The 19,236-nt window shown below is 65.2% G+C and carries 16 protein-coding genes; 9 read left to right on the plus strand and 7 right to left on the minus strand.

What is annotated here, in order from left to right; translation table 11 throughout:
• Positions 1-55 precede the first annotated feature (55 nt).
• Both F0185_RS03725 and F0185_RS03730 read right to left on the minus strand, forming a co-directional pair.
• On the minus strand, positions 56-1,888 hold the full coding sequence (locus F0185_RS03725; RefSeq protein WP_167221698.1) for an AMP-dependent synthetase/ligase: 1,833 nt from the start codon (positions 1,886-1,888) through the stop codon (positions 56-58).
• 202 nt (positions 1,889-2,090) lie between these two features.
• On the minus strand, positions 2,091-2,909 hold the full coding sequence (locus F0185_RS03730; RefSeq protein ID WP_167221700.1) for a TatD family hydrolase: 819 nt from the start codon (positions 2,907-2,909) through the stop codon (positions 2,091-2,093).
• 269 nt (positions 2,910-3,178) lie between these two features.
• On the opposite strand from F0185_RS03730, the gene F0185_RS03735 reads away from it, so the two are divergent.
• Together F0185_RS03735 and eat are read left to right on the plus strand one after the other, a co-directional pair.
• Positions 3,179-4,723, plus strand: a complete 1,545-nt coding sequence (locus F0185_RS03735) for a hypothetical protein (RefSeq protein ID WP_167221702.1) — start codon at positions 3,179-3,181, stop codon at positions 4,721-4,723.
• A gap of 218 nt (positions 4,724-4,941) precedes the next feature.
• Positions 4,942-6,324: an ethanolamine permease gene (eat, locus tag F0185_RS03740; RefSeq protein ID WP_167221705.1), complete on the plus strand. Its 1,383-nt coding sequence runs from the start codon at positions 4,942-4,944 to the stop codon at positions 6,322-6,324.
• Between the two features lies 1 nt (position 6,325).
• Here the strand turns inward: eat and F0185_RS03745 are convergent, their stop codons facing one another.
• Positions 6,326-7,111, minus strand: a complete 786-nt coding sequence (locus F0185_RS03745; RefSeq protein ID WP_167221707.1) for a hypothetical protein — start codon at positions 7,109-7,111, stop codon at positions 6,326-6,328.
• A 90-nt stretch (positions 7,112-7,201) separates the two neighbouring features.
• Here F0185_RS03745 and F0185_RS03750 point away from each other — a divergent pair, with 90 nt between their 5' ends.
• Entirely contained in the window at positions 7,202-7,780 is a 579-nt protein-coding gene (locus F0185_RS03750; protein ID WP_167221709.1) for a hypothetical protein, read from the plus strand.
• An 11-nt stretch (positions 7,781-7,791) separates the two neighbouring features.
• Positions 7,792-8,781: a nucleotidyl transferase AbiEii/AbiGii toxin family protein gene (locus F0185_RS03755; protein WP_167221711.1), complete on the plus strand. Its 990-nt coding sequence runs from the start codon at positions 7,792-7,794 to the stop codon at positions 8,779-8,781.
• A gap of 13 nt (positions 8,782-8,794) precedes the next feature.
• On the opposite strand, the gene F0185_RS03760 is transcribed toward F0185_RS03755, so the two are convergent.
• Entirely contained in the window at positions 8,795-10,270 is a 1,476-nt protein-coding gene (locus tag F0185_RS03760) for a serine hydrolase (protein ID WP_167221713.1), read from the minus strand.
• Positions 10,271-10,584: 314 nt separating this feature from the next.
• Here F0185_RS03760 and F0185_RS03765 point away from each other — a divergent pair, with 314 nt between their 5' ends.
• The 5 genes from F0185_RS03765 to F0185_RS03785 all read left to right on the plus strand — a co-directional run bounded on the left by F0185_RS03765 (position 10,585) and on the right by F0185_RS03785 (position 15,769).
• Positions 10,585-10,926, plus strand: coding sequence for a DMT family transporter (locus F0185_RS03765; RefSeq protein WP_166898687.1), 342 nt, complete (start codon positions 10,585-10,587; stop codon positions 10,924-10,926).
• Positions 10,923-11,498: a TetR/AcrR family transcriptional regulator gene (locus tag F0185_RS03770; RefSeq protein WP_167221714.1), complete on the plus strand. Its 576-nt coding sequence runs from the start codon at positions 10,923-10,925 to the stop codon at positions 11,496-11,498. The genes F0185_RS03765 and F0185_RS03770 overlap by 4 nt, the downstream gene beginning before the upstream one ends.
• A gap of 114 nt (positions 11,499-11,612) precedes the next feature.
• Positions 11,613-12,497 (plus strand): alpha/beta hydrolase, encoded by an 885-nt coding sequence (locus tag F0185_RS03775; RefSeq protein ID WP_167221716.1) that lies wholly within the window; start codon positions 11,613-11,615, stop codon positions 12,495-12,497.
• 342 nt (positions 12,498-12,839) lie between these two features.
• The gene (locus F0185_RS03780; RefSeq protein WP_167221718.1) at positions 12,840-13,652 is read left to right on the plus strand and encodes a TorF family putative porin; all 813 of its coding nucleotides are present in this window, start codon (positions 12,840-12,842) and stop codon (positions 13,650-13,652) included.
• A 32-nt stretch (positions 13,653-13,684) separates the two neighbouring features.
• Positions 13,685-15,769 carry a methyl-accepting chemotaxis protein gene (locus F0185_RS03785; protein ID WP_167221720.1) on the plus strand — a complete coding sequence of 695 codons (2,085 nt, stop codon included), beginning with the start codon at positions 13,685-13,687 and terminating at the stop codon, positions 15,767-15,769.
• A 134-nt stretch (positions 15,770-15,903) separates the two neighbouring features.
• On the opposite strand, the gene F0185_RS03790 is transcribed toward F0185_RS03785, so the two are convergent.
• From F0185_RS03790 to F0185_RS03800, 3 genes are all read right to left on the minus strand, one after another.
• On the minus strand, positions 15,904-16,353 hold the full coding sequence (locus F0185_RS03790; protein ID WP_167221722.1) for a DUF2244 domain-containing protein: 450 nt from the start codon (positions 16,351-16,353) through the stop codon (positions 15,904-15,906).
• A gap of 52 nt (positions 16,354-16,405) precedes the next feature.
• The gene (gene ctaD, locus F0185_RS03795) at positions 16,406-18,001 is read right to left on the minus strand and encodes a cytochrome c oxidase subunit I (protein ID WP_167221724.1); all 1,596 of its coding nucleotides are present in this window, start codon (positions 17,999-18,001) and stop codon (positions 16,406-16,408) included.
• A 156-nt stretch (positions 18,002-18,157) separates the two neighbouring features.
• The gene (locus F0185_RS03800; RefSeq protein WP_167221726.1) at positions 18,158-19,228 is read right to left on the minus strand and encodes a LacI family DNA-binding transcriptional regulator; all 1,071 of its coding nucleotides are present in this window, start codon (positions 19,226-19,228) and stop codon (positions 18,158-18,160) included.
• Positions 19,229-19,236: the final 8 nt, after the last annotated feature.

Here is a 19,236-nt window from a genome sequence, read left to right on the forward strand (position 1 = left end):
TCGCCGGCCGGTTCCGGCGGCCTGCTGCGCACGCGTCGACGCCTGCCGGGTACGCTTAACGCTGATAAAGCCGTTCGATATCCGTCGCGAAGTGGTTCGCCAGGTTCAGGCGCTTGAGCTTCAGGGTGGGCGTGAGCAAGCTGTTTTCGCTGGTCCACGGCGTGCGCGTGAGGGCCACCGCGCGCGGCTGCGCATAATGCGGGAAGCCTTTGGTCAGTTCGCGAATGCGCTTCAAGGCCAGCGCCGCGGCGGCCGGCGCGTGCAGGCTGTCTGCGGCCTCGGGGTCGAGCTTGAGTTCAGCGGCCATCGCAGCCCATCCGGCCTGGCTCAGTACCACCACGCAGGCGATGAATGGCCGATTGTCGCCGAACGCGTAGGCTTGCTCGAACACCGGGCTGGCGGTGATGGCCTGCTCCAGGTCCGACGGCGCGATCTTCTCGCCGGTGGAGGTGACGATGATTTCCTTGATGCGTCCCAGAATGCGCAGGCGCCCGTTCTCGATCACCGCCTGGTCGCCGGTGCGCAGCCAGCCGTCGACGAAGGCGGCCGCCGTGTCGGCCTCGCGCTTCCAGTAGCCGCGCATCACGCTGCGGCCGCGCACCTGTAGTTCCTGCATCTCGCCAATGCGTACCTCGACCCCGGCCAGCGCCCGGCCGATCGTGGCCGGGTCGTTGTCGTCGAGCCCATTGGCCGCGACCACGGGCGAGGTTTCGGTCATGCCGTAGCCCTGCAGCACCGGCACCCCAAGGGCCAGGAAACAGCGCGCGATCGCCTGCGGCAGTGCTGCGCCGCCGCTTACGGCCAGGCGCAATCGTCCGCCGAACTGGGCCCGGATATTGGACGCCACCAGCTTGTCGAGCAAAGGCCACAGCAGCTCGTCCAGCCAGGCCGGCGCGCCGTCCGGCACGGCGAGCTGCTGCGCGCGGCAAAAGCGGCGCCAGCCTACGCTTTGCGCCATCGCGAACAGGCGCAGTTTCAGGGCCGAAGCGGCCAGTTTCGCTTCGATCGCGCCATGCACGCGCTCATAAATGCGCGGCACCGAAATGAGGATGGTGGGTCGCACCGCCTTCATCTCCACGGCCAGCCGCGACGCCGAGCGCGAGTGCGCCACGCACGAGCCGGACGCGATCGGCAGGTAATAGCCGGCCGTGCGCTCGAAGGTGTGCGACAGGGGCAGGAACGACAGGAACACGTCGTCCGCGCGCGGCGCCACCCGCTGCATGGTCGCCTTCACGTTTTCGAGCACATTGTCGTGGGTGAGCATGACGCCCTTGGGTTTACCCGTCGTGCCCGAGGTGTAGACCAGCGCGGCCAGGTCGTCGTGGCGGGGCGCTTCGCGCAGGCCCGCTTGGCCGTCCGCGCGCGCGATCAGCCAGTCCTGGAAGGCCAGCACCGGGCATTCGGCGCCAACTGCCGGGGCCAGTCCGGCGGCGTCCATGATGACGACCTGGCGCAAGGCCGGCAGCGCCATGCCGACGGCGGCGATCGCCTGCCACTGCGCGTACGACTGGGCCACCAATACCGATGCCTCGCTGTCGGCCAGGATGTAGGCGATGCTGGCCGGGTTGTCGAGCGCATGCATCGGTACCGGCACGCACGCCAGCGCCAGCGCGGCCTGGTCGACAGCGACCGCATCGATTCCGTTCGGCAGCAAGATGGCGACGCGGGCGCCGCGCCCCAGGCGCAGCCCCGCAAGGGCGTGGACGATGCGCTCGACCTGGTCGCCGATGGCCTGCCAGGAAATCGGCATCCAGCGCTCGCCGGTATCGTCGTAGCGTAAGTATGCGTTGGCGAGGGGCGTGTGCTTGACGCGCCAGGAAAACAGTTCCGCCAGGGTGCGCAGGGCGGTTAACGGGTCGGCCGGGTTGGTATCGATCAAAGAAGTCATAAATGGTGCGAAATGGCACAAGGCCGGGCAAAGTGAGAGGCGGATGATACCGGGAGAATGCGATAACGCACCTGAAACACATGGTTCCCAGATAAAAATCAGGCATTCACCGCGCCTGGCCACGTCAATGTGTGCCGGGTGCCGGGACAAGGCGCACGGCGGACTGCTTCAGGAAATCGCCGCGCATCCGCCTTGAACAGCGTCAGCCGAGCGCCGGGGGCAGCGGCTCCAGCCCGAAGAACGCCATGGTCGCCGCATGGACATCGGCCCGGACCTGCTCGACCGGCACGCCGCGCGCAATGGCCAGCAGTTCGGCAACGCGCGCCAGCGCAGCCGGTTCGTTTCTGCCCGCAATGGAGGGCGAGTAGCCGGGCGGCGTCAGGTAGGGCGCGTCGGTTTCGAGCATCGTGCGCCCGGGCGGGATGACTTGCAGCGCGCCCAGAAGGTCTTGGTTGCGGTTTTTCTGTCCGACCCAGCCGGTGATGCCGAGATAAAAGCCCCGGTCGATATACTGCCGCGCGACCGCCTCGCTACCGGTGAAGCAGTGCACCACGCATTTCGGCAAACGGTCCCTGAAGTTATCCAGGATTGCCAGCAGGTCGTCCGCGGCCTCGCGCTCATGCAGGAACAAGGGTTTTCCGACCGTGCAGGCCAGTTCGACCTGCGCCTCGAGCGCGGCGCGCTGCACATTGCGCGGCGACAGGTCACGGTTGTAGTCGAGCCCTGTTTCGCCCACCGCCACGGCATTCGGATGCGACAGCAACGCGCGCAGCCGGACCAGTGCGTCGGCGTTGAGCTCGGACGCGTAATGGGGATGAATGCCTGCGGTGAAGTAGGCAGTGCCCGGGGTCATTTTTTCGGTCAGCAGCGCCACTTCCTGGGAAATCTTGAGCGATGTGCCAGTCAAAATGAAGCGCTCGACACCGGCGTCGTGCGCGCGTGCGATGACTTGTTTCCAGTCGCGCGTGAAGCGGTGGCTGGCGAGGTTCAGTCCAATGTCGATGAGGGGAGATGTGTGCATGAGCGGTATTGTCGGTTGTGGCTTAAGAGTTTGTCAATATGGCTCGGGTGGGCAGTATTGGACGGATCGGGTGCAGCGGTCAATGCCCGTTCCAAGCCAACGGCGAAAGGCGGAAATTTATGTCCGCCGCCCCCTCAGGATTTTGTATTTCCGGTCGTTATAACCTTATATCAATGTTGCTTCAACGCTCAGACCGTCCTGAAGTGTCCAATTGATAAGCAACTAGTTGTATCAGTTAACGTGCCATCGACCTCTTACGCATCGCGATCATGAATCCTATCTCCGCCACGCCTTCCTGGAATGCCGCTACGGCGCGCAGTTCCCCTCCCACGTCGAGCCGAAGTGAGCCGCCAGCATTGCGGGCGGCGGCGCCGTCGACCATCGTCAAGCTCAGCCCGCAGAGTCTGTCCGCCTCCGCCTCGGGCCGCCCCGGCCTCAGCTGGGAATCCACGGCGCAGGACGGCGTCAGCGCGTTAATGGCGGCCAATGTCGGCGCGCGCTCGGCAGCTGGCCGTTTCAGCGGCCTGGGCGCCGCCTTGCTGAGCCAGTTCCGGGGCGAAGGCGGCAACGTTTCCCAATCGGTCCAGATGGCCCCGGCCGCAATGCCGGCCTCGCCCTACGGCGTGGCGGCCGCAGCACCGGCGTTGCACGGGCTGGGGAACGACAAGATTTCGCTCAGCATCAGCACCAAAAGCGGGGTGGAGGTCACCTTGTCGCTCGATAACACCGACGATGGCCTGGCGGTGCGCATGAGCAGTAGCGCGGACCTGAGCGATGCCGAGCGTAGCGCGCTGGCCGGCCTGGCCGACGGCTTCCAGGAGGCCATCGACGGCATGACGCAGGACCCGCCCTCGGTCCGGCTTCAGGGCTTGACGCAATTCGACCCGGCCGTGCTGGCCTCGGTCGACCTGCGCGCCACGATCAAACTGGCCAGCGACCCGGAAGCGACCCAGTCGCTCGCCTTTCATGCCGACGGCGCGCAACGCAAGGTCAGCCTGAGTGGACCATCCGGCACGGCCTCGGTCAGTGTCGATACCGGCAATCTGTCGGGACTGGGCAGCCCGGAGCAGCAGGCCAGGGCGCTTGCCAGCCATCTCAAGCAGTTCGACCAGGCGGCCAGCCGGGGCCGGGCCGATGCCGGCCTGATGACGATGTTCAAGGAAGCTTTTACCGGCCTCAATACCAATGTCGGCGCCGCGCAGACGCGCGGCGGCGTGGCCACGGGCGGCAAGTGGGAGCTGGCGGCCGCCGACCATGCCGCGCTGAGCGGGCTGGCCGACTTCAGCGCCTCGGTCAGCCAGGCGTCGACTGCGATCAATCCGATGCGTCCGAGCGAACAGGACAGCTTTGCTTACGAGTTGTCGCAAAGCACCAGCGTCGGCGGGCCGAGCCGGGGCGAGCGCACCGTCTCGCAGCAGCAGAAGTCCGAGCTGAACGCAAGCTTCCACACGCCGAGCACGCCCGGCGCCGTGTTGAGGCTCGATCACACCGAAGCATCGCAGAACTATGATTACCATCAGATCAAGGACGCGGCCAGCAGCGATGTGGACCTGGCCTACAGCGACGGACACTTGGTCAAGGCCACGCTCAATCAGTCCGCCAGCCAGTCAGCCCGGGTGCTGAGCTATGTGATGGGCAAGCTGGTGTCCGATATGGTCACGCCCGGCCAGCAATCGCTCCAGCGCGACTTGCTGGCGGCGCTGTCGCCCTACCTGACTGGTCAAACACGCTTGTCGGACGACCAAAAGGACGAGCAGCGCCAGCAATCGTTGAGCAGTTTGAGCGAGCAGGTCTTGCTCAAGAGCTACCCTTAGCCCAGGCGCCGGCCGGCGCCGCACGCCGACAATGCGCTTAGTTGCGCTAGTTGCGCATTGTCGAGCGAACTCTTCCCCAAAACCGTTGATTTAACGGCATACTTAACTCGTCAGCATCGTTGTTGCGCCGCCGATGGCCCCATCGCGCGCGCGTTCGCTGGCCGCATCGAGCAATCTTCGTATCACGTTTCCCCACCTTACCCGGACTGGAGTGACTCATGAACGCGAACACCGCAGGCGCGCCCGCGCTCAAGCAAGCATTAAGCACCTTTCAATTGTGGGGGATCGGCGTCGGCTTGGTTATTTCCGGCGAGTATTTCGGCTGGAGCTACGGCTGGGCCTCGGCCGGCACCTTGGGCTTTGCCGTCACGGCCATCTTCATCGCCGCCATGTACACCACCTTCATCTTCAGCTTTACCGAGCTGACCACGTCGATTCCCCATGCCGGCGGCCCGTTCGCCTACAGCAAGCGCGCCTTCGGCCCGGTGGGCGGCTATATTGCCGGGGCCGCAACGCTGATCGAATTCGTGTTCGCCCCGCCCGCCATCGCCCTGGCCATCGGCGCCTACCTGAACGTGCAGTTTCCCGCGCTCGACCCCAAGCTTGTGGCGGTCGGCGCCTATCTGGTTTTCATGACCATGAACATGCTCGGCGTGCAGGTGGCGGCCACCCTGGAGCTGATGCTGGCGCTGCTGGCGATCTTCGAATTGCTGGTGTTTATGGGCGTGGTGGCGCCGGGGTTTTCGCTGGACAACTTCACCAAGGGCGGCTGGGCCGGGCAGGATAGCTTCAGCATGGCGGCCGTTCCCGGCATGTTCGCCGCCATTCCGTTCGCGATCTGGTTTTTCCTCGCCATCGAGGGGGTGGCGATGGCCGCCGAAGAGGCCAAGGACCCGCGCCGCTCGATTCCGATCGCATATGTGAGCGGCATCCTGACCCTGGTGGCGCTGGCCTTGGGCGTGATGCTGTTCGCGGGCGGGGCGGGGGACTGGACCAAGCTGTCGAACATCAACGATCCGCTGCCGCAGGCGATGAAGATGATCGTCGGCGGCAGCAGCGGCTGGCTGCATATGCTGGTGTGGCTGGGCTTGTTCGGCCTGATTGCATCGTTTCACGGCATCATCTTCGGCTATTCGCGCCAGATCTTCGCGCTCGCCCGCGAAGGTTATCTGCCGCACTATTTCGCCAAAATCCATCCGCGCTTCAAGACCCCGCAGCGGGCCGTGCTGGCCGGCGGCGTGGTCGGCATCGCGGCGATCTACAGCGATGAGCTGATCAAGATCGGCGGCCAGACCCTGACTGCCAATATCGTCACCATGTCGGTGTTCGGGGCAATTACGATGTATATCGTCAGCATGCTGGCGCTGTTCAAGCTGCGCCGCAGCGAACCGGACATGGTGCGGCCGTTCAGCGCACCGATGTATCCGTTCTTCCCGCTGTTCGCCTTGCTCGGGGCGCTGGTCTGCCTGGGAACGATGGTGTACTACAACCTCGTCATGGCGCTGGTGTTCGCCGGCTTGCTGCTGGCCGGCTACGTGGTGTTTCTGATGACGTCGGGAAGGCGCGCGGCGCTGGCGGCGCCGCAGGTGGAGAACGCCTGAATTACGCGTTGTCGAAATACTCGGCGTATTTGAGCAGCAGGTAGCATCGCCCTGCGCCCAGTTGCGCCAGGCGCGCCACCCTGGCGGCGTCTTCCGCGCAATTGTAGAGGCGCCCCAGGTCGCGTCCCAATGCCTGCGCCGCGTCGGCGGGAAGGGGCGCTGTGCGCCGCAAGCCGATGCAGGCGGCGCCCATGCCGAACAGGCTGTAGCCATAGCGCTCGCGCAGCAGTTCGGCCACGGCGTAATTCTCCGACGGATCGAGGTCGCAGCTGAAGTAGCCGTTGGGAACGGCGCTGAGCATCATCGAAGGGGCGCTCACCGGAACCCGCCGCAGGATGACCTCGCTGTCGAGGAGCAGGCCGGGGTCGGCGTTGATGGCCTCGAGCGCATCGAGTTCGTCGTCTTCGATCTTGATCCCGCGCGCGCATGCCGCGGCAAAACCGGCGCCGGTGCAGAGTTTCCTGAAATTTTCTTCGAGGATGAAAAATTCGGAAGGGGTGGCCAGGTCGCCCAGGTATCGTCCATTCTCGTAGGCGGCAGGGTCCAGCTTGCTGGTGTCGTAGCCGTCCGTGTCGTCCAGTTGCAGGCTGGCGGTGGCGTGGCCCGAGGTGTATTCGGCCTGGCCGAGGTCGTCAAGCGACAACAGGATCATCGCGCCCGGATGGCTTGCGGCCTGTTCGTCGGCCAGTGCCATGAGGACGGCGAAGGAATCGATGTCGCCGATCAGCAGGCCTTCGCATGTCATGCGCAGGCGGGTGTCGGCGGGTTCCAGTTGTTTGATTTTCATGGCGGCGTTGCTTGCTTGATGTGATGGATTGTCCGTCCACTGTATCATATTGGCTTTTCGACAATTCAGGCCGCGCGCCACTGGAAGCACATGTATGAAATTCACCTGACCACCGCACCGCTTGCCGGGGCGCAGTGGGACGCGCTGGAGCGCTTCGCCGCCGCGACCGGCGCCAAGCCCATGGTCATCGCTCTTGCGCGCGGCATTCATCCGGTGCAGCCGATGCTGACCTTGTGCCGCGCCGGCCAGCTCGATGAGGTGATCGCGCATGCGCAGGCGCTGGCCGGGCAGGCGGCGCAAGCCGGTCTTGAGGTGGTGCGCTGCAAGATCGAGCAGGATGCCTCGCCCGATGCGCAAGCCGTAGAGCCCGCCCGCCAGCATTACTTTGAATGGCACGGCCGCATGCTTGTGCCTGAACCAATCCGCTTGCAACTGGCGGCGCTGTGCGCGCCCTTCGGCGCTCATTTGTCGAACAACGCGATCCGCGGCGGCGACCTCCGCTACGTCACCTTGCGCGAAACAGGCGGGCATGCCAGCTTGCGCGCGCGCGTGGCGGGATTGACCGGGGCGCTCGACGCGCACGGATGGCTAATTGAAAAACAACAGTGGGAAAGCGTCGTCTACGACAGCAATCTTGCGCTCGATAAGGGATGGCTGGAGCAGGCATGATGAGAATAACGATGCAACAAATCACGGACTACGCCGCGCAACACGACATGCACGACTATGTGGTCCGGCGCCTGGTGGCGGAAGAAGCCTTTCTTCGCCGTGCCGCGATGGTGGACGGTCCGTTCATGCTCAAGGGCAGCTACGTTACCGGCCAGCAGATCGACCAGGGCTGGCGGCGCATGCCCGGCGACCTCGATTGGGTCGGCCTGGGTGCGCTCGATGCGAAGGAGCTCACTGCCTGGGCCACGGCCGTCACCGAAACCGAGTGCGACGACGGCATTCGCTTCGACAGTTTTTCGAAAAACGCGTTCTGGCGCAATATCGACTACGCGATGGATGAAGATTTTCCGACTGTGAATACCGATATCGACGCGTGGATCGGCGATGATTATCTTGATGTTGACATCGACGTCAGTTTTGGCCTGCGCCTGGAGCCGCCGCCGCAGACCTTGCTGTACCAGCCCCGCATGGGCGATGCGTTCATGGTGAACAAGAGCGTGGCGATCGAACTGCAGATGGCGTGGAAGCTGCATCAGTGTCTGGTGCGGCCACGCTTCAAGGACATGATGGACATCATTCTCGTGTTGCGCGCCAATACGGTCGATGCCGCTGTCGTTTGGGCGGTGCTGGAAGAGGAGTGCCGGCGCGATAAAACGCCCCTGGAGCGCTTCAACTGGCTGCTCGACCAAATGATCGCGCTGCACCCGGCGTGGGAGAAGATGAAACGCGGACATTACAGTATGGACGACTGTTTTGCGGAGTGGCGTGCGCGCGAATCACCGCACCCCGGTCTGCACCTGAGCGAAAGCAGGCTGGCAAATATCTATAGCGGCGGGCCCGAGCTGTTGTGGCCCGAGTTCGGCCAGCTCCTCGCCGAACTGGCCATGCGCCTGCAAGGCGCCGGCTTTGCGCATGTGGCACCGGAGCCAGGTTATGCGCCGCCGGGCAAGCCGGCCAGCATGTCGGTGCGCTTGTGGGGCTTGCTCGGGCGGCGCGGCTGAACGCGCCCGCGCTTCACTTGGCCTGTTGCGGGGCGTTGAGCCGTGCCAGGCTGTCCTGCGCGTTCTTCGCCTGCGGATCGCGTGCGAGCGCGCGCCGGTAGCTGGCGATGGCGTCGTCCGGGCGTCCGTTCTTTTCATACGCTTCCCCCAGGCTGTCGAACACATTGCTGCTGGCCGGGTACAGCGTGGCGTTGAACTTGAACAGCGCCAGGCTGTCTTTCAGTTTGCCCTGCATCAGCAGCTCGTAAGCCCACTGGTTGACGAACACTTCTTCCAGCTTGAACTGCGGATCGGCGGCGCGCAGGTCGTGGTAGACGGCGCCGATCTGCTCGTAGCCGCGATGCGCCAGCGCATCGAGCAAGGCCGGCGGAGGGCTGTACATCGTCAGCGGGAAGGCGCGGTTCAGGGCGCGCCGCGCGATATCGTCCGAGCCGCTGTGCGAATTGGACATCAACACCACGCCGCGCCGCGTGTCCGGATCGAAGCCGATAAACGTGCGGTAGCCGGCGGTGCCGCCGTTATGCCAGACGATGTGCGAGCCGAACTTGTCGAGAATATGCCAGCCAAGACCGATGAATTCGCCCGGCTGCTTGCCGAGCGGGTGCTGCGGCTTGTGCGTGGCCTGCATCGCCGGATACAGCGGCGAGGGAACCAGGCCCGCGTTGGCGCCGACAAATTTGAGCAGGTCGGTCGTGCTCGAGCGCAGCGCGCCCATGCCGGCCAGCGCCGGCATATCCCAGTTCTGCGCCGCCTTGCCGGGCATGCCATAGCCTGTCGCAAGGCGTTTCTTCATCGCCACGCCCAGGGTGATGGCGGTGCTGTCCATGCCCAGCGGCTTGCCGATGCGCTGGCGTACCAGGGTCTCGAAATCGCTTCCGGCGCGCAGGGTCAGGATATGTCCGAGCAGGCCGACGCCGTAGTTCGAATAGCCATACACCTCGCCGCTGGCCCGCGTCGGCGCGTAAGTGCCCAGCGCCGCGTACAGTTGCGGCACCGTGTAATCGGCAAACGGATTGCCCGGATTGGCCGGCGCCAGGTTGGCCGGAATGCTCGGCAAACCCGACAGTTGCGCCGACAGCTCGCGCAAGGTGATCGGCTTACCCTTGAACTGCGGCGTCTTGACGCCGGCGGGCAGCCAGGCGCCGATCGGATCGTCCAGCTTGACGTCGCCGCGCAGCGCCATGTCGCTGAGCAGGGTGGCGGTAAAGACCTTGGTGATCGAGCCGATTTCATACACCGAGTCGGCGCCGGCCGGCGCGCCACCGATGCTCACGGCGCCGTACGAGATCACCCGGCTGCCGCCCGCATCGATCAGGCCGACCACCATGCCGCTGCCTTTTTTATCGATATCGACGCGCGCCTTCATCATGGCCAGGATCTCGGCGTCGGTGGCCGGCGCCGGCGCCGCCGCTTGCACGTTGGCGCCCAACAGGGCCAGCACGCAGGAACCCGCGAGCGCAGGCAGGGAAATCAGTCGTGATATTGTCATTGTCGTCGAATCGTGAGCGGCATGGGGCGGCCGGTGCGCCGCTTGCAGTATAGTGTCCTGAGTCAGAAATTCGTTGAATAAATATGGCGATAATCGCGCCGATACCGCGTCATAAATGCTCGCCAGGCGCCTGCCTGTCTGCGCTTTCTTCCTTGTCTCGGCACGATTTCGCCATATTGTAATCAAGGAATTTCCAACTCAGGACACTAGCAGCAAGGGCGGGCAGCCGAATAGTCCGATGAGCAATGTTCCTCGAAACATACCGTGCGGTCGGTATGTTATAGTCCGGGTTCTTGATGACGCGGAGTTCGAGCATGACAGCCTGGTTTTCTTATCTTGCCCTGGCGGGCGCCATTATCTGCGAGGTGATCGGCACCACCTTCCTCGGCAAGTCCGCGCAGTTCAGCAAAATGCTGCCGACCGCGCTGATGGCCGTGTTCTACGCCGGCTCGTTCTACCTGCTGTCGCTGGCGCTGAAACATGTGCCGCTTGGCGTGGCGTACGCCATCTGGGGCGGGGTGGGCATCGTGCTGACGGCGCTCATCGGCGTGATCGTGTTCAAGCAGCGCCTGGACCCGGTGGCGATCATCGGCATCGGCCTGATCGTCATCGGCGTGGTGCTGGTGCAGGCGTTTTCGACGTCGGTGGCGCATTGAACCCGCCAGCCGCGTCGACCAGGAAGAAGGAACCCGAGCGGGTGCGCCGCACCTTGCTCGGCTGCGCGGCGAAGATTGCGGTGGAAGAGGGCCTGGCCGGCGTCACCGTGCAGGCGGTGGCGCAGGCCGCCGGCGTGAGCAAGGGCGGCCTGTTCCACCATTTCGCCAACAAGCAGGCGCTGGTCGAGAGCATGTTCGACGACATGATCGCGCGCTTCGACGAGGGCCTGGACGCCTGCCTGGCCGGCGACGACGGCGCCTACGGGTGTTTTACGCGCGCTTACGTGCGCATGGTGTTCGACGAGCCGCCCGAGACATCGGATAATCCGTGGAGCGTTGCCTTGCCGGTGTCGCTGATCGCCGATCCCGCGCTCAAGCAGCGCTGGGACGCGTGGCTGGCAAACCGGCTGGCGCTGCACGCCGCTACCGATGGCGCGCCGCTGCTGGGCGTGGTGCGGCTGGCCGCCGACGGCGCCTGGTTCGACTGGCTGCTGGCGCGCGGCGGGCGTCCGGCGTATTTTCCGCAGGTGCGCGCGCAGTTGCTGGCACTGGCCGCGGCGCGCCCGGCGTGAGCGGGCTCAGGTGCTGCGCGTCTTCCACATGGCGGCGCTTGGCCTGATGTCGTACTGTGTTGTATAGACAATGTTTTAGTGGCAGACTAGCGCTCTCTCGCCAATGGATTTCCTATGAAAAAAATCTTGTTCGCCCTGACCGTTTGCTGCGCCGCCGTCCAATCCCTGGCCCAGTCGCCGGCCAGCCCGCCTGCCGCGTCGTCCGCCCAGCCTGCCGCCCCAACTTTGCAGTCGCACACGTTCCTGCTGACATCGACGGTGCTGTCCGAAATGCGGCGCATCAATGTGTTTGCGCCGGCCGGTCATGGCGGCATGGAGGGCGCGCCACTGCCGGTGCTGTACATGCCGGACGGCGGCCAGGCCGAAGACTTCCCGCACGTCGCGCAGACGGTGCAAACCCTGGTGGCGGCCGGGCGCATGCCGCCGGTGCTGCTGGTGGGAATCGAAAACACCGAGCGCCGGCGCGACCTGACCGGCCCGACCACGGTCGAGAACGACAAGAAAATCGCCGTGCGCGTGGGCGGCTCGGCCGCGTTCCGCCAGTTCATCCGCAGCGAGCTGATGCCGTACATCGCATCGCATTACCGTGTCACGGCCGACAAGGGGATCGTGGGCGAGTCGCTGGCCGGCCTGTTCATCGTCGAGACCTTGCTGGTCGAGCCGGACCTGTTCGACCGCTACGTGGCGATCAGCCCCAGCCTGTGGTGGAACGATGAAGCGCTGGTGCGCACGGCGGACGCCAGCGTCAAGGCGCTGCCGGCCCGGCACAAGAAGATTTTCCTGACCTCGGCCGATGAAGACAATATCGTGCCCGGCACGGCGCGCCTGGCGGCGTCGCTGCTGGCGCATGCGCCCGCTGGGGTCAGCCTGAGCTTCAGGCCGATGCCGAAGGAGCGCCACGATACGATTTACCGGGCCAGCGAAGCGCTGGCGCTGGAAACGGTGTACGGGCCAGCTGGCGGCAGCGGCGCCGGCAAGGCGCCAGGCGTGGCGCCGTAGGCTTGTCGAGATCCCCGGGAGCTCGTCCACGACGGCGCGCGCATGCGCGCGCCGCAATCTTGCCCGATCGTCAGCTGTTCGCTCCGTTATACAACGGATTTCCTTCTCGTAGTGCAACACATTTGACATGGCCGCGCGCTCGCGCCTATTCTTCATGCATGGGCCCGCGCATGCGCGCGCCAACCTGTTTCAAGCCCCCAGCACGACCGGGTGCCGCTGCCGGCCCCAAGCTCGCCGGCAGAGTTTGCCGCACGTTTGACCTGACCCTCGTCTGACTCTTCGCTCAAGATGTACCTGGTGCGGCTGTCCTTGCGCGTCCAGTAACCTTACGGAAAATTCAAGATGCCTTCTATCGTCAAGCACCGCATTGCTCTCTCCCTTGCCAGCCTGCTCGCGTGCGCTTCCCAGGCATCGGCCCAGGCAACCGACAGTACTGCGCCTGCCCCCGCGGCCGCGCCGGCCACCACCATGACCGCCAACGTCACCCTGGCTTCGCAATACATTTCGCGCGGCTTTCGCCAGACTTGGGGCAAGCCGGCCCTGCAAGGCGGCTTCGACCTGGGGCACCCGAGCGGCTGGTCGGCCGGGGTCTGGATGTCGACCGTGAGCAACCGCTTCATCGAAGATGGTACGCTCGAAATCGACCTGTACGGCGGCCACACCGGAACCGCCGGGCCGATCGGCTACAGCGCGCTGCTCTACTATTACAAATACCCTGGCGCCGAGTACCGCGCCACCGCCACCACCTACGACTACGGCGAGCTGTCGCTGGGCATGACCTACAAATTTTTCTACGCCAAGTACAACAGCACCTACACCAAGGAATTTTTCGGCATCACCAACGCGCGCGGCACCGGTTACCTGGACATCGGCGCCAATGTCGACCTCGGCTCGGGTTACACCCTCAACCTGCACGCGGGCGACGGCCGGGTGGACGGCGCCGGCAATGACATCTGGAACTGGCGCGACCTCAAGGTAGGCGTCAGCAAGGCCTTCGACGGCGGCTGGACGATGTCGGGCGCGTACACCAAGGCGCGCGGCGCCACCAATGCCTACGATGCGTACACGCTCGGCATTCCCGATTCATCAGGCAAGATCGCAGTGTCGAATCCGGCCGTCGGCACCTTCGTGGTGGCGCTGACCAAGACATTTTGATGTTCGAACCACCGACAGAGGATAAAAACACCATGGCCGCATTCGGATCGGGTCTTTCACTGAACAGCAAGATTTGCATCGCCGCCACTGGGCTGGTGGTGCTCAGCCTGGCCGTTACAGCGGTCGTGATCGGCGTCAAGAGCAGCGCCAGCGCGGAAGCGGCGGCCATGGAACTGGCGCGCACGTCCTCGCGCGAAGTCGTCGGCGCCTTGCAGAGCCGCCTGTCGAGCAACCTGTCCAGCGTGATCAGCCTGGGCTCGGCGATGCGCGCGACCATGGCCGTCAAGCAGCCCTTGCAGCGCGAGCAGATCTACGAACTGACCCGCGCCACCCTGCTCGGGACGGAGGACTTGATCGGCGCGGCGGTGACCTTCGAGCCGAACGAACTCGACGGCAAGGATGCCGAATTCGCCGACAAGAAGCCGCACTACGACGCCAGCGGACGTTTCATGCCGTACTTTACGCGCGACGCCAGCAATGCGGTAAGTATCGAACCGATCGTGTTCGGCACCGCCGCGGGCGCGAATGACTGGTACGACATTCCCAAGCGCAGCGGCAAGATCTATTTTACCGAGCCGTACGTGTATCCGGTGGGGGGCAAGGATGTGCTGATGGCCTCGCTGGTGGCGCCGATCATCGTGGAAGGCAAGTTCAAGGGCACGGCCAGCGCCGACTTCATGCTGCCGCGCCTGACCGCCATCCTGGCCGGGCTGAAGGTGATCGAGGGCGGCAAATTGTCGCTCATTTCGAATGGCGGCGTGTACGCCAGCCATCCCCAGGCGGCCAGGCTGGGCAAGGCGGCCGACGATTTGCCGGCGGCCGCGCTCGAACGCATCAAGCAGGGCAAGGCGTATGAATTCGACGATGGCCATGGCAACATCCGCCTGTTGCAGCCCTTGTCGATCCATGCCGATATCGCGCCGTGGAGCGTGGATCTGAGCTTTCCCAAAGCCGTGGCCACCGCGTCGGCGCGCGAACTGCTGCTCTACACCCTGATCGTGGCGCTGGTGTGCGCCGTGGCCACCGGGGGCATCCTGGTGACGGTGGTGTCGCGACTGACCCGTCCGCTGCGCACCCTGGGCGCGACAATGACCAGTCTGTCGTCGGGCGAAGCCGACCTGCGGGTGCGGCTGGACGTGCGCGGCAAGGATGAACTGGCGGTGATCGGCGAGGGCTTCAACGCCTTCGTGGCCAAGATTCATGCGGTGCTGGTGCAGGTGCACGAAAGCGCCGACAACGTGGCGCAGTCGAGTGCGGAAATCGCGCATGGCAACAATGACTTGTCGGCGCGCACCGAGCAGCAGGCCAGTTCGCTGGAAGAAACGGCCGCCTCGATCGAGCAATTGACCGCGACCGTGCGCGATAATGCCGAGAACGCCAAGCAAGCCAACCAGCTGGCGGCGTCCGCTTCCGAGGTGGCGCGCAAGAGCGGGGCGGCGGTGTCGCAGGTGATCGCGACCATGACCTCGATCAACGAGTCGTCGAACAAGATCGTCGACATCATCAGCGTGATCGATGGGATTGCCTTCCAAACCAATATCCTGGCCTTGAACGCGGCGGTGGAAGCGGCGCGCGCCGGCGAGCAGGGACGCGGCTTCGCGGTGGTGGCCTCGGAAGTGCGCAACCTGGCCCAGCGCAGTGCGGCGGCGGCCAAGGAAATCAAGACCCTGATCGACGATTCGGTCGGCAAGGTGGCGATCGGCAGCCGCCAGGTCGATGAAGCCGGCAGCACGATGGAGCAGGTGGTGGCCAGCGTGGGCCGGGTCAACGCCATCATCGCGGAGATCACGGTTGCCACCGGCGAGCAAAGCCAGGGCATTTCGCAAGTCAACCAGGCGATTGCCGAGATGGATGGCGTGACCCAGCAGAATGCGGCGCTGGTGGAAGAAGCCGCCGCCGCGGCCGAAAGCCTGCAGTTCCAGGCCTCGCAACTGGCCAGGGCGGTCAATGTGTTCAAGCTGGACGACCGAACCCACAGCGCCGCGCACCAGGCGGTGGCGCGCTCCACGCCATCGTCGACCATGGCCAAGGCGGGAGCCCGGCCGGCGCTGGCCAAGCCAGGCAAGCCAGCCAAGCCGGCAAGCGCGCACGCCACCGAGGAGTGGGACGAGTTCTGACCGTCGTGCGGCACGGCGACCCTTTCCAGCGGGCGCCGCTGTGCCGGGGCCGGGGCCGGCCGGCGGCGCCGGCGCCCCATCGCCCCATTGCCTCGGGCATGGTGGGCAAGGGGGCGGCAAGGGGCCGCACGCGCTCAGCGCACGAATGCACGGCTGCGCAGTTCGCGTCGCAATTCCTGCGCCACTTGCCGGCGTAGCTCTTCTCCCACAAAACCGCCGATCTCAACCTTGACGCCACGCGCTTCGAGCGCGATCAGGCCGCGCCTGCTGTCGGGCATGGCGATGCGGGTCCAGCACGCTTCCAGCCGGATGCGCTCCAGCTTGCCCGCCTCGACCCGTTCCACCACCAGGCCGCCCTCGCTGAACGCGACGGTTTCGTAGTCGCCCGCATGGCGCGCGTAGTGCAGCAGCGCCGCCGCCAGCACGCCGATTTCGAGCAGCACGAAGGCAAACACGAACCAGGCCCCGTACAGCGCAAAGGCGAGCGCGATGGCGACCAGGAAACCGCACAGGGCGCCGTAGGCCACGCCAACCTGGCGCGGCGACATCGAGCAATTCTTCTTCAGCAGCCATTCCTGTTTCATTCTTATGCCATGCGCTGTGTTCGCTGTGTTATCGGCGGTGTTCGCTGATGGGCTATTTGATCTGCGGCGGCGTGGCGAAGGTGTGGAAGGGGGCGGGACTGGGCACCGTCCATTCCAGCCCTTCGGCCCCATCCCACGGCTTGGCCGCCGCCTTCTCGCCGCCGCGCACGGTGGGCAGCACCACGGCGAACAGCCAATACGCCTGCGTCAGCCCGAACAACCAGGCGCCGACCGAGGTGAGCATGTGAAAGTCGGTGAACTGCGTTGCATAGTCGGCGTAGCGGCGCGGCATGCCCGCCAGGCCCAAAAAATGCATGGGGAAGAAGGTGACGTTGACCCATACCAGCGAATTCCAGAAGTGAAACTTGGCGCGCCCCTCGTTGTACATATGCCCGGTCCACTTTGGGACCCAGTAGTAAAAGCCGGCGAACAGGCAGAACAGCGAACCGGCCACCAGCACGTAATGAAAATGGGCCACGACGTAATAGGTGTCGTGGACCTGGATATCGATCGGCACCACCGCCAGCAGCACGCCGGACAAGCCGCCGATGGTGAATACCCAGATGAAGCCGATCGCGAACAGCATCGGGGTTTCCAGGCTCAGCGAGCCGCGCCACATGGTGGCGATCCAGTTGAACACTTTCACGCCGGTCGGCACCGCCACCAGCATGGTGGCGTACATGAAGAACAGCTGGGCTGTCACCGGCATGCCGGTGGTGAACATGTGGTGCGCCCAGACGATGAACGAGAGGATCGCAATGGCGGCGGTGGCGTACACCATCGAGGCGTAGCCGAACAGGCTCTTGCGTGCAAAGGCGGGAATGACCTGCGAAATGATGCCGAAGCCGGGCAGGATCATGATGTACACCTCGGGATGGCCGAAGAACCAGAAGACGTGCTGGTACAGGACCGGATCGCCGCCCCCGGCCGCGTTGAAGAAGGTGGTGCCGAAGTGGCGGTCGGTGAGCATCATGGTCACGGCGGCGGCCAGCACCGGCATGACGGCAATGAGCAGGTAGGCGGTGATCAGCCAGGTCCAGCAGAAGATCGGCATCTTCATCAGGGTCATGCCCGGCGCGCGCATGTTGAGGATGGTGGTGATGATGTTGATCGCGCCCATGATCGACGAGGCGCCCATCAGGTGGATGGCGAAGATGGTCAGGTCCATACCCGGACCCATCTGCAGCGACAGCGGCGGATACATGGTCCAGCCCGACGCGGTGGCGCCGCCGGCGCTGAAAAAGGCGCCCAGCAGCAGCAGCGCGGCCGGCGGCAGCAGCCAGAACGAGAAATTGTTCATGCGCGCGAACGCCATGTCGGACGCGCCGATCTGGAGCGGGATCATCCAGTTGGCGAAGCCCACAAAGGCCGGCATGATGGCGCCGAACACCATCACCAGCCCGTGCACGGTGACGAACTGGTTGTACAGCTCGGGATAGAAAAATTGCAGGCCGGGCTGGAACAGTTCGAGCCGGATCAGCAGGGCCAGCACGCCGCCGGCCATGAACATGGCCAGGGAAAACCATAGATAGAGGGTGCCGATATCCTTGTGGTTGGTCGCGTACAGCCAGCGCCGCCAGCCATGCGGCCGGGTATGCGCTTCGTCGCAGGCCAGTTCGCGCTGGCCGGGAAGGATGGATACGCTCATCAGGCTCTCCGTGCGTCGGTATCACGGATGACTATAACGAGGGCCGCACGGCACACGATTGCGCGCCGTGCGGCCTTTGGCGAGGCTCAAACGACGGCGTTTTCCAGGGAACTCTTCGCGGCGCACGGCGGCGTCATGCGCGCACGCCGGCCGCGCTCAGGCGCCCGGTCCGAGCCGCGCCGTGGCGCCTTCCACCACGGCGGCGGAAAACACGCGCCGCTCGGGGCAGGCGCCGCTTGAGCAGATCAGCCCGGTCAGCATGGCGCTGGCCGCCAGGGTCATGGTTTGCACCGGCTGGCGCAGGGTGGTCAGGTTGTAGCTGAGCCAGCCGGCCGGCGCCATGCCGTCGAACCCGGTCACCGACAGCTGGCCCGGCACGTCCAGCCCCAACTCGTGGCGCGCCGTGTCGAGGCAGCCGATGGCCATGAGGTCGTTGCCGCACATGACCGCGTCCGGCAAGCCACCCAGGCCGGCAATGATCTCGCGCAGGCCGCGCCCGCCGCTGGCGTAGTCGTAGTCGCCGCTGACGATGAGCGGCGCGGCCAGTCCCAGTTCGGCCAGGCGCGCGGTCACGCCGCGCTTGCGGTCCTGCGCGATGGCCGAATCGTGCGGGCCGTCGATCATGGCGAAGCGCTTGTGGCCGGCGGCGGCCAGGCGCGACACCAGCAGGCGCGCTCCTTGCACCTGGTCGCACACGACCGCGTTGACCGCGCCTTCGCGCAGGGTGCGGTTAAACAGCACGAAGGGAATCCGGCGCCGCTCGAACTCGGCCGCCTGGGGCGCGCTCAGGGTGGCGGCCAGCACCGCGCCGTCGACCTGGTGCTGCCAGATGTCGGCCAGGGTGGCGCCGATATCGCCTTCGCGCGCCAGCGAAAACAGCAGCACGCGCATGCCTTGCTGGCCGAATTGCCGGCTCAGCTCGGACAGGATCTGTGGATAGTGCAGGGTGACGATGTCCGACAGCACCACCGCGATCAGGTTCGAGCGGCGCGTGATCAGGCTGCGCGCGGCCGCATTCGGCGTGTAGTCGAGTTCGGTGGCGGCCTGCATCACGCGCGCATAGGTCGCCTTCGACACGCTGGCGCCCGGCTTGAAGCAGCGCGACACGGCCGACTGCGACACTCCGGCCGCGCTGGCCACGTCGTAGGACGTGACGCGGCGCGCTTCGCTGTGGATCAGCTGCTTGACGTCGGCGATGCTGGGATTGTGCGGTGGCGTGTGGGTCATTGTTCTTC

The organism is Massilia rubra (genome assembly GCF_011682065.1).
Lineage (GTDB): Bacteria > Pseudomonadota > Gammaproteobacteria > Burkholderiales > Burkholderiaceae_D > Telluria_A > Telluria_A rubra.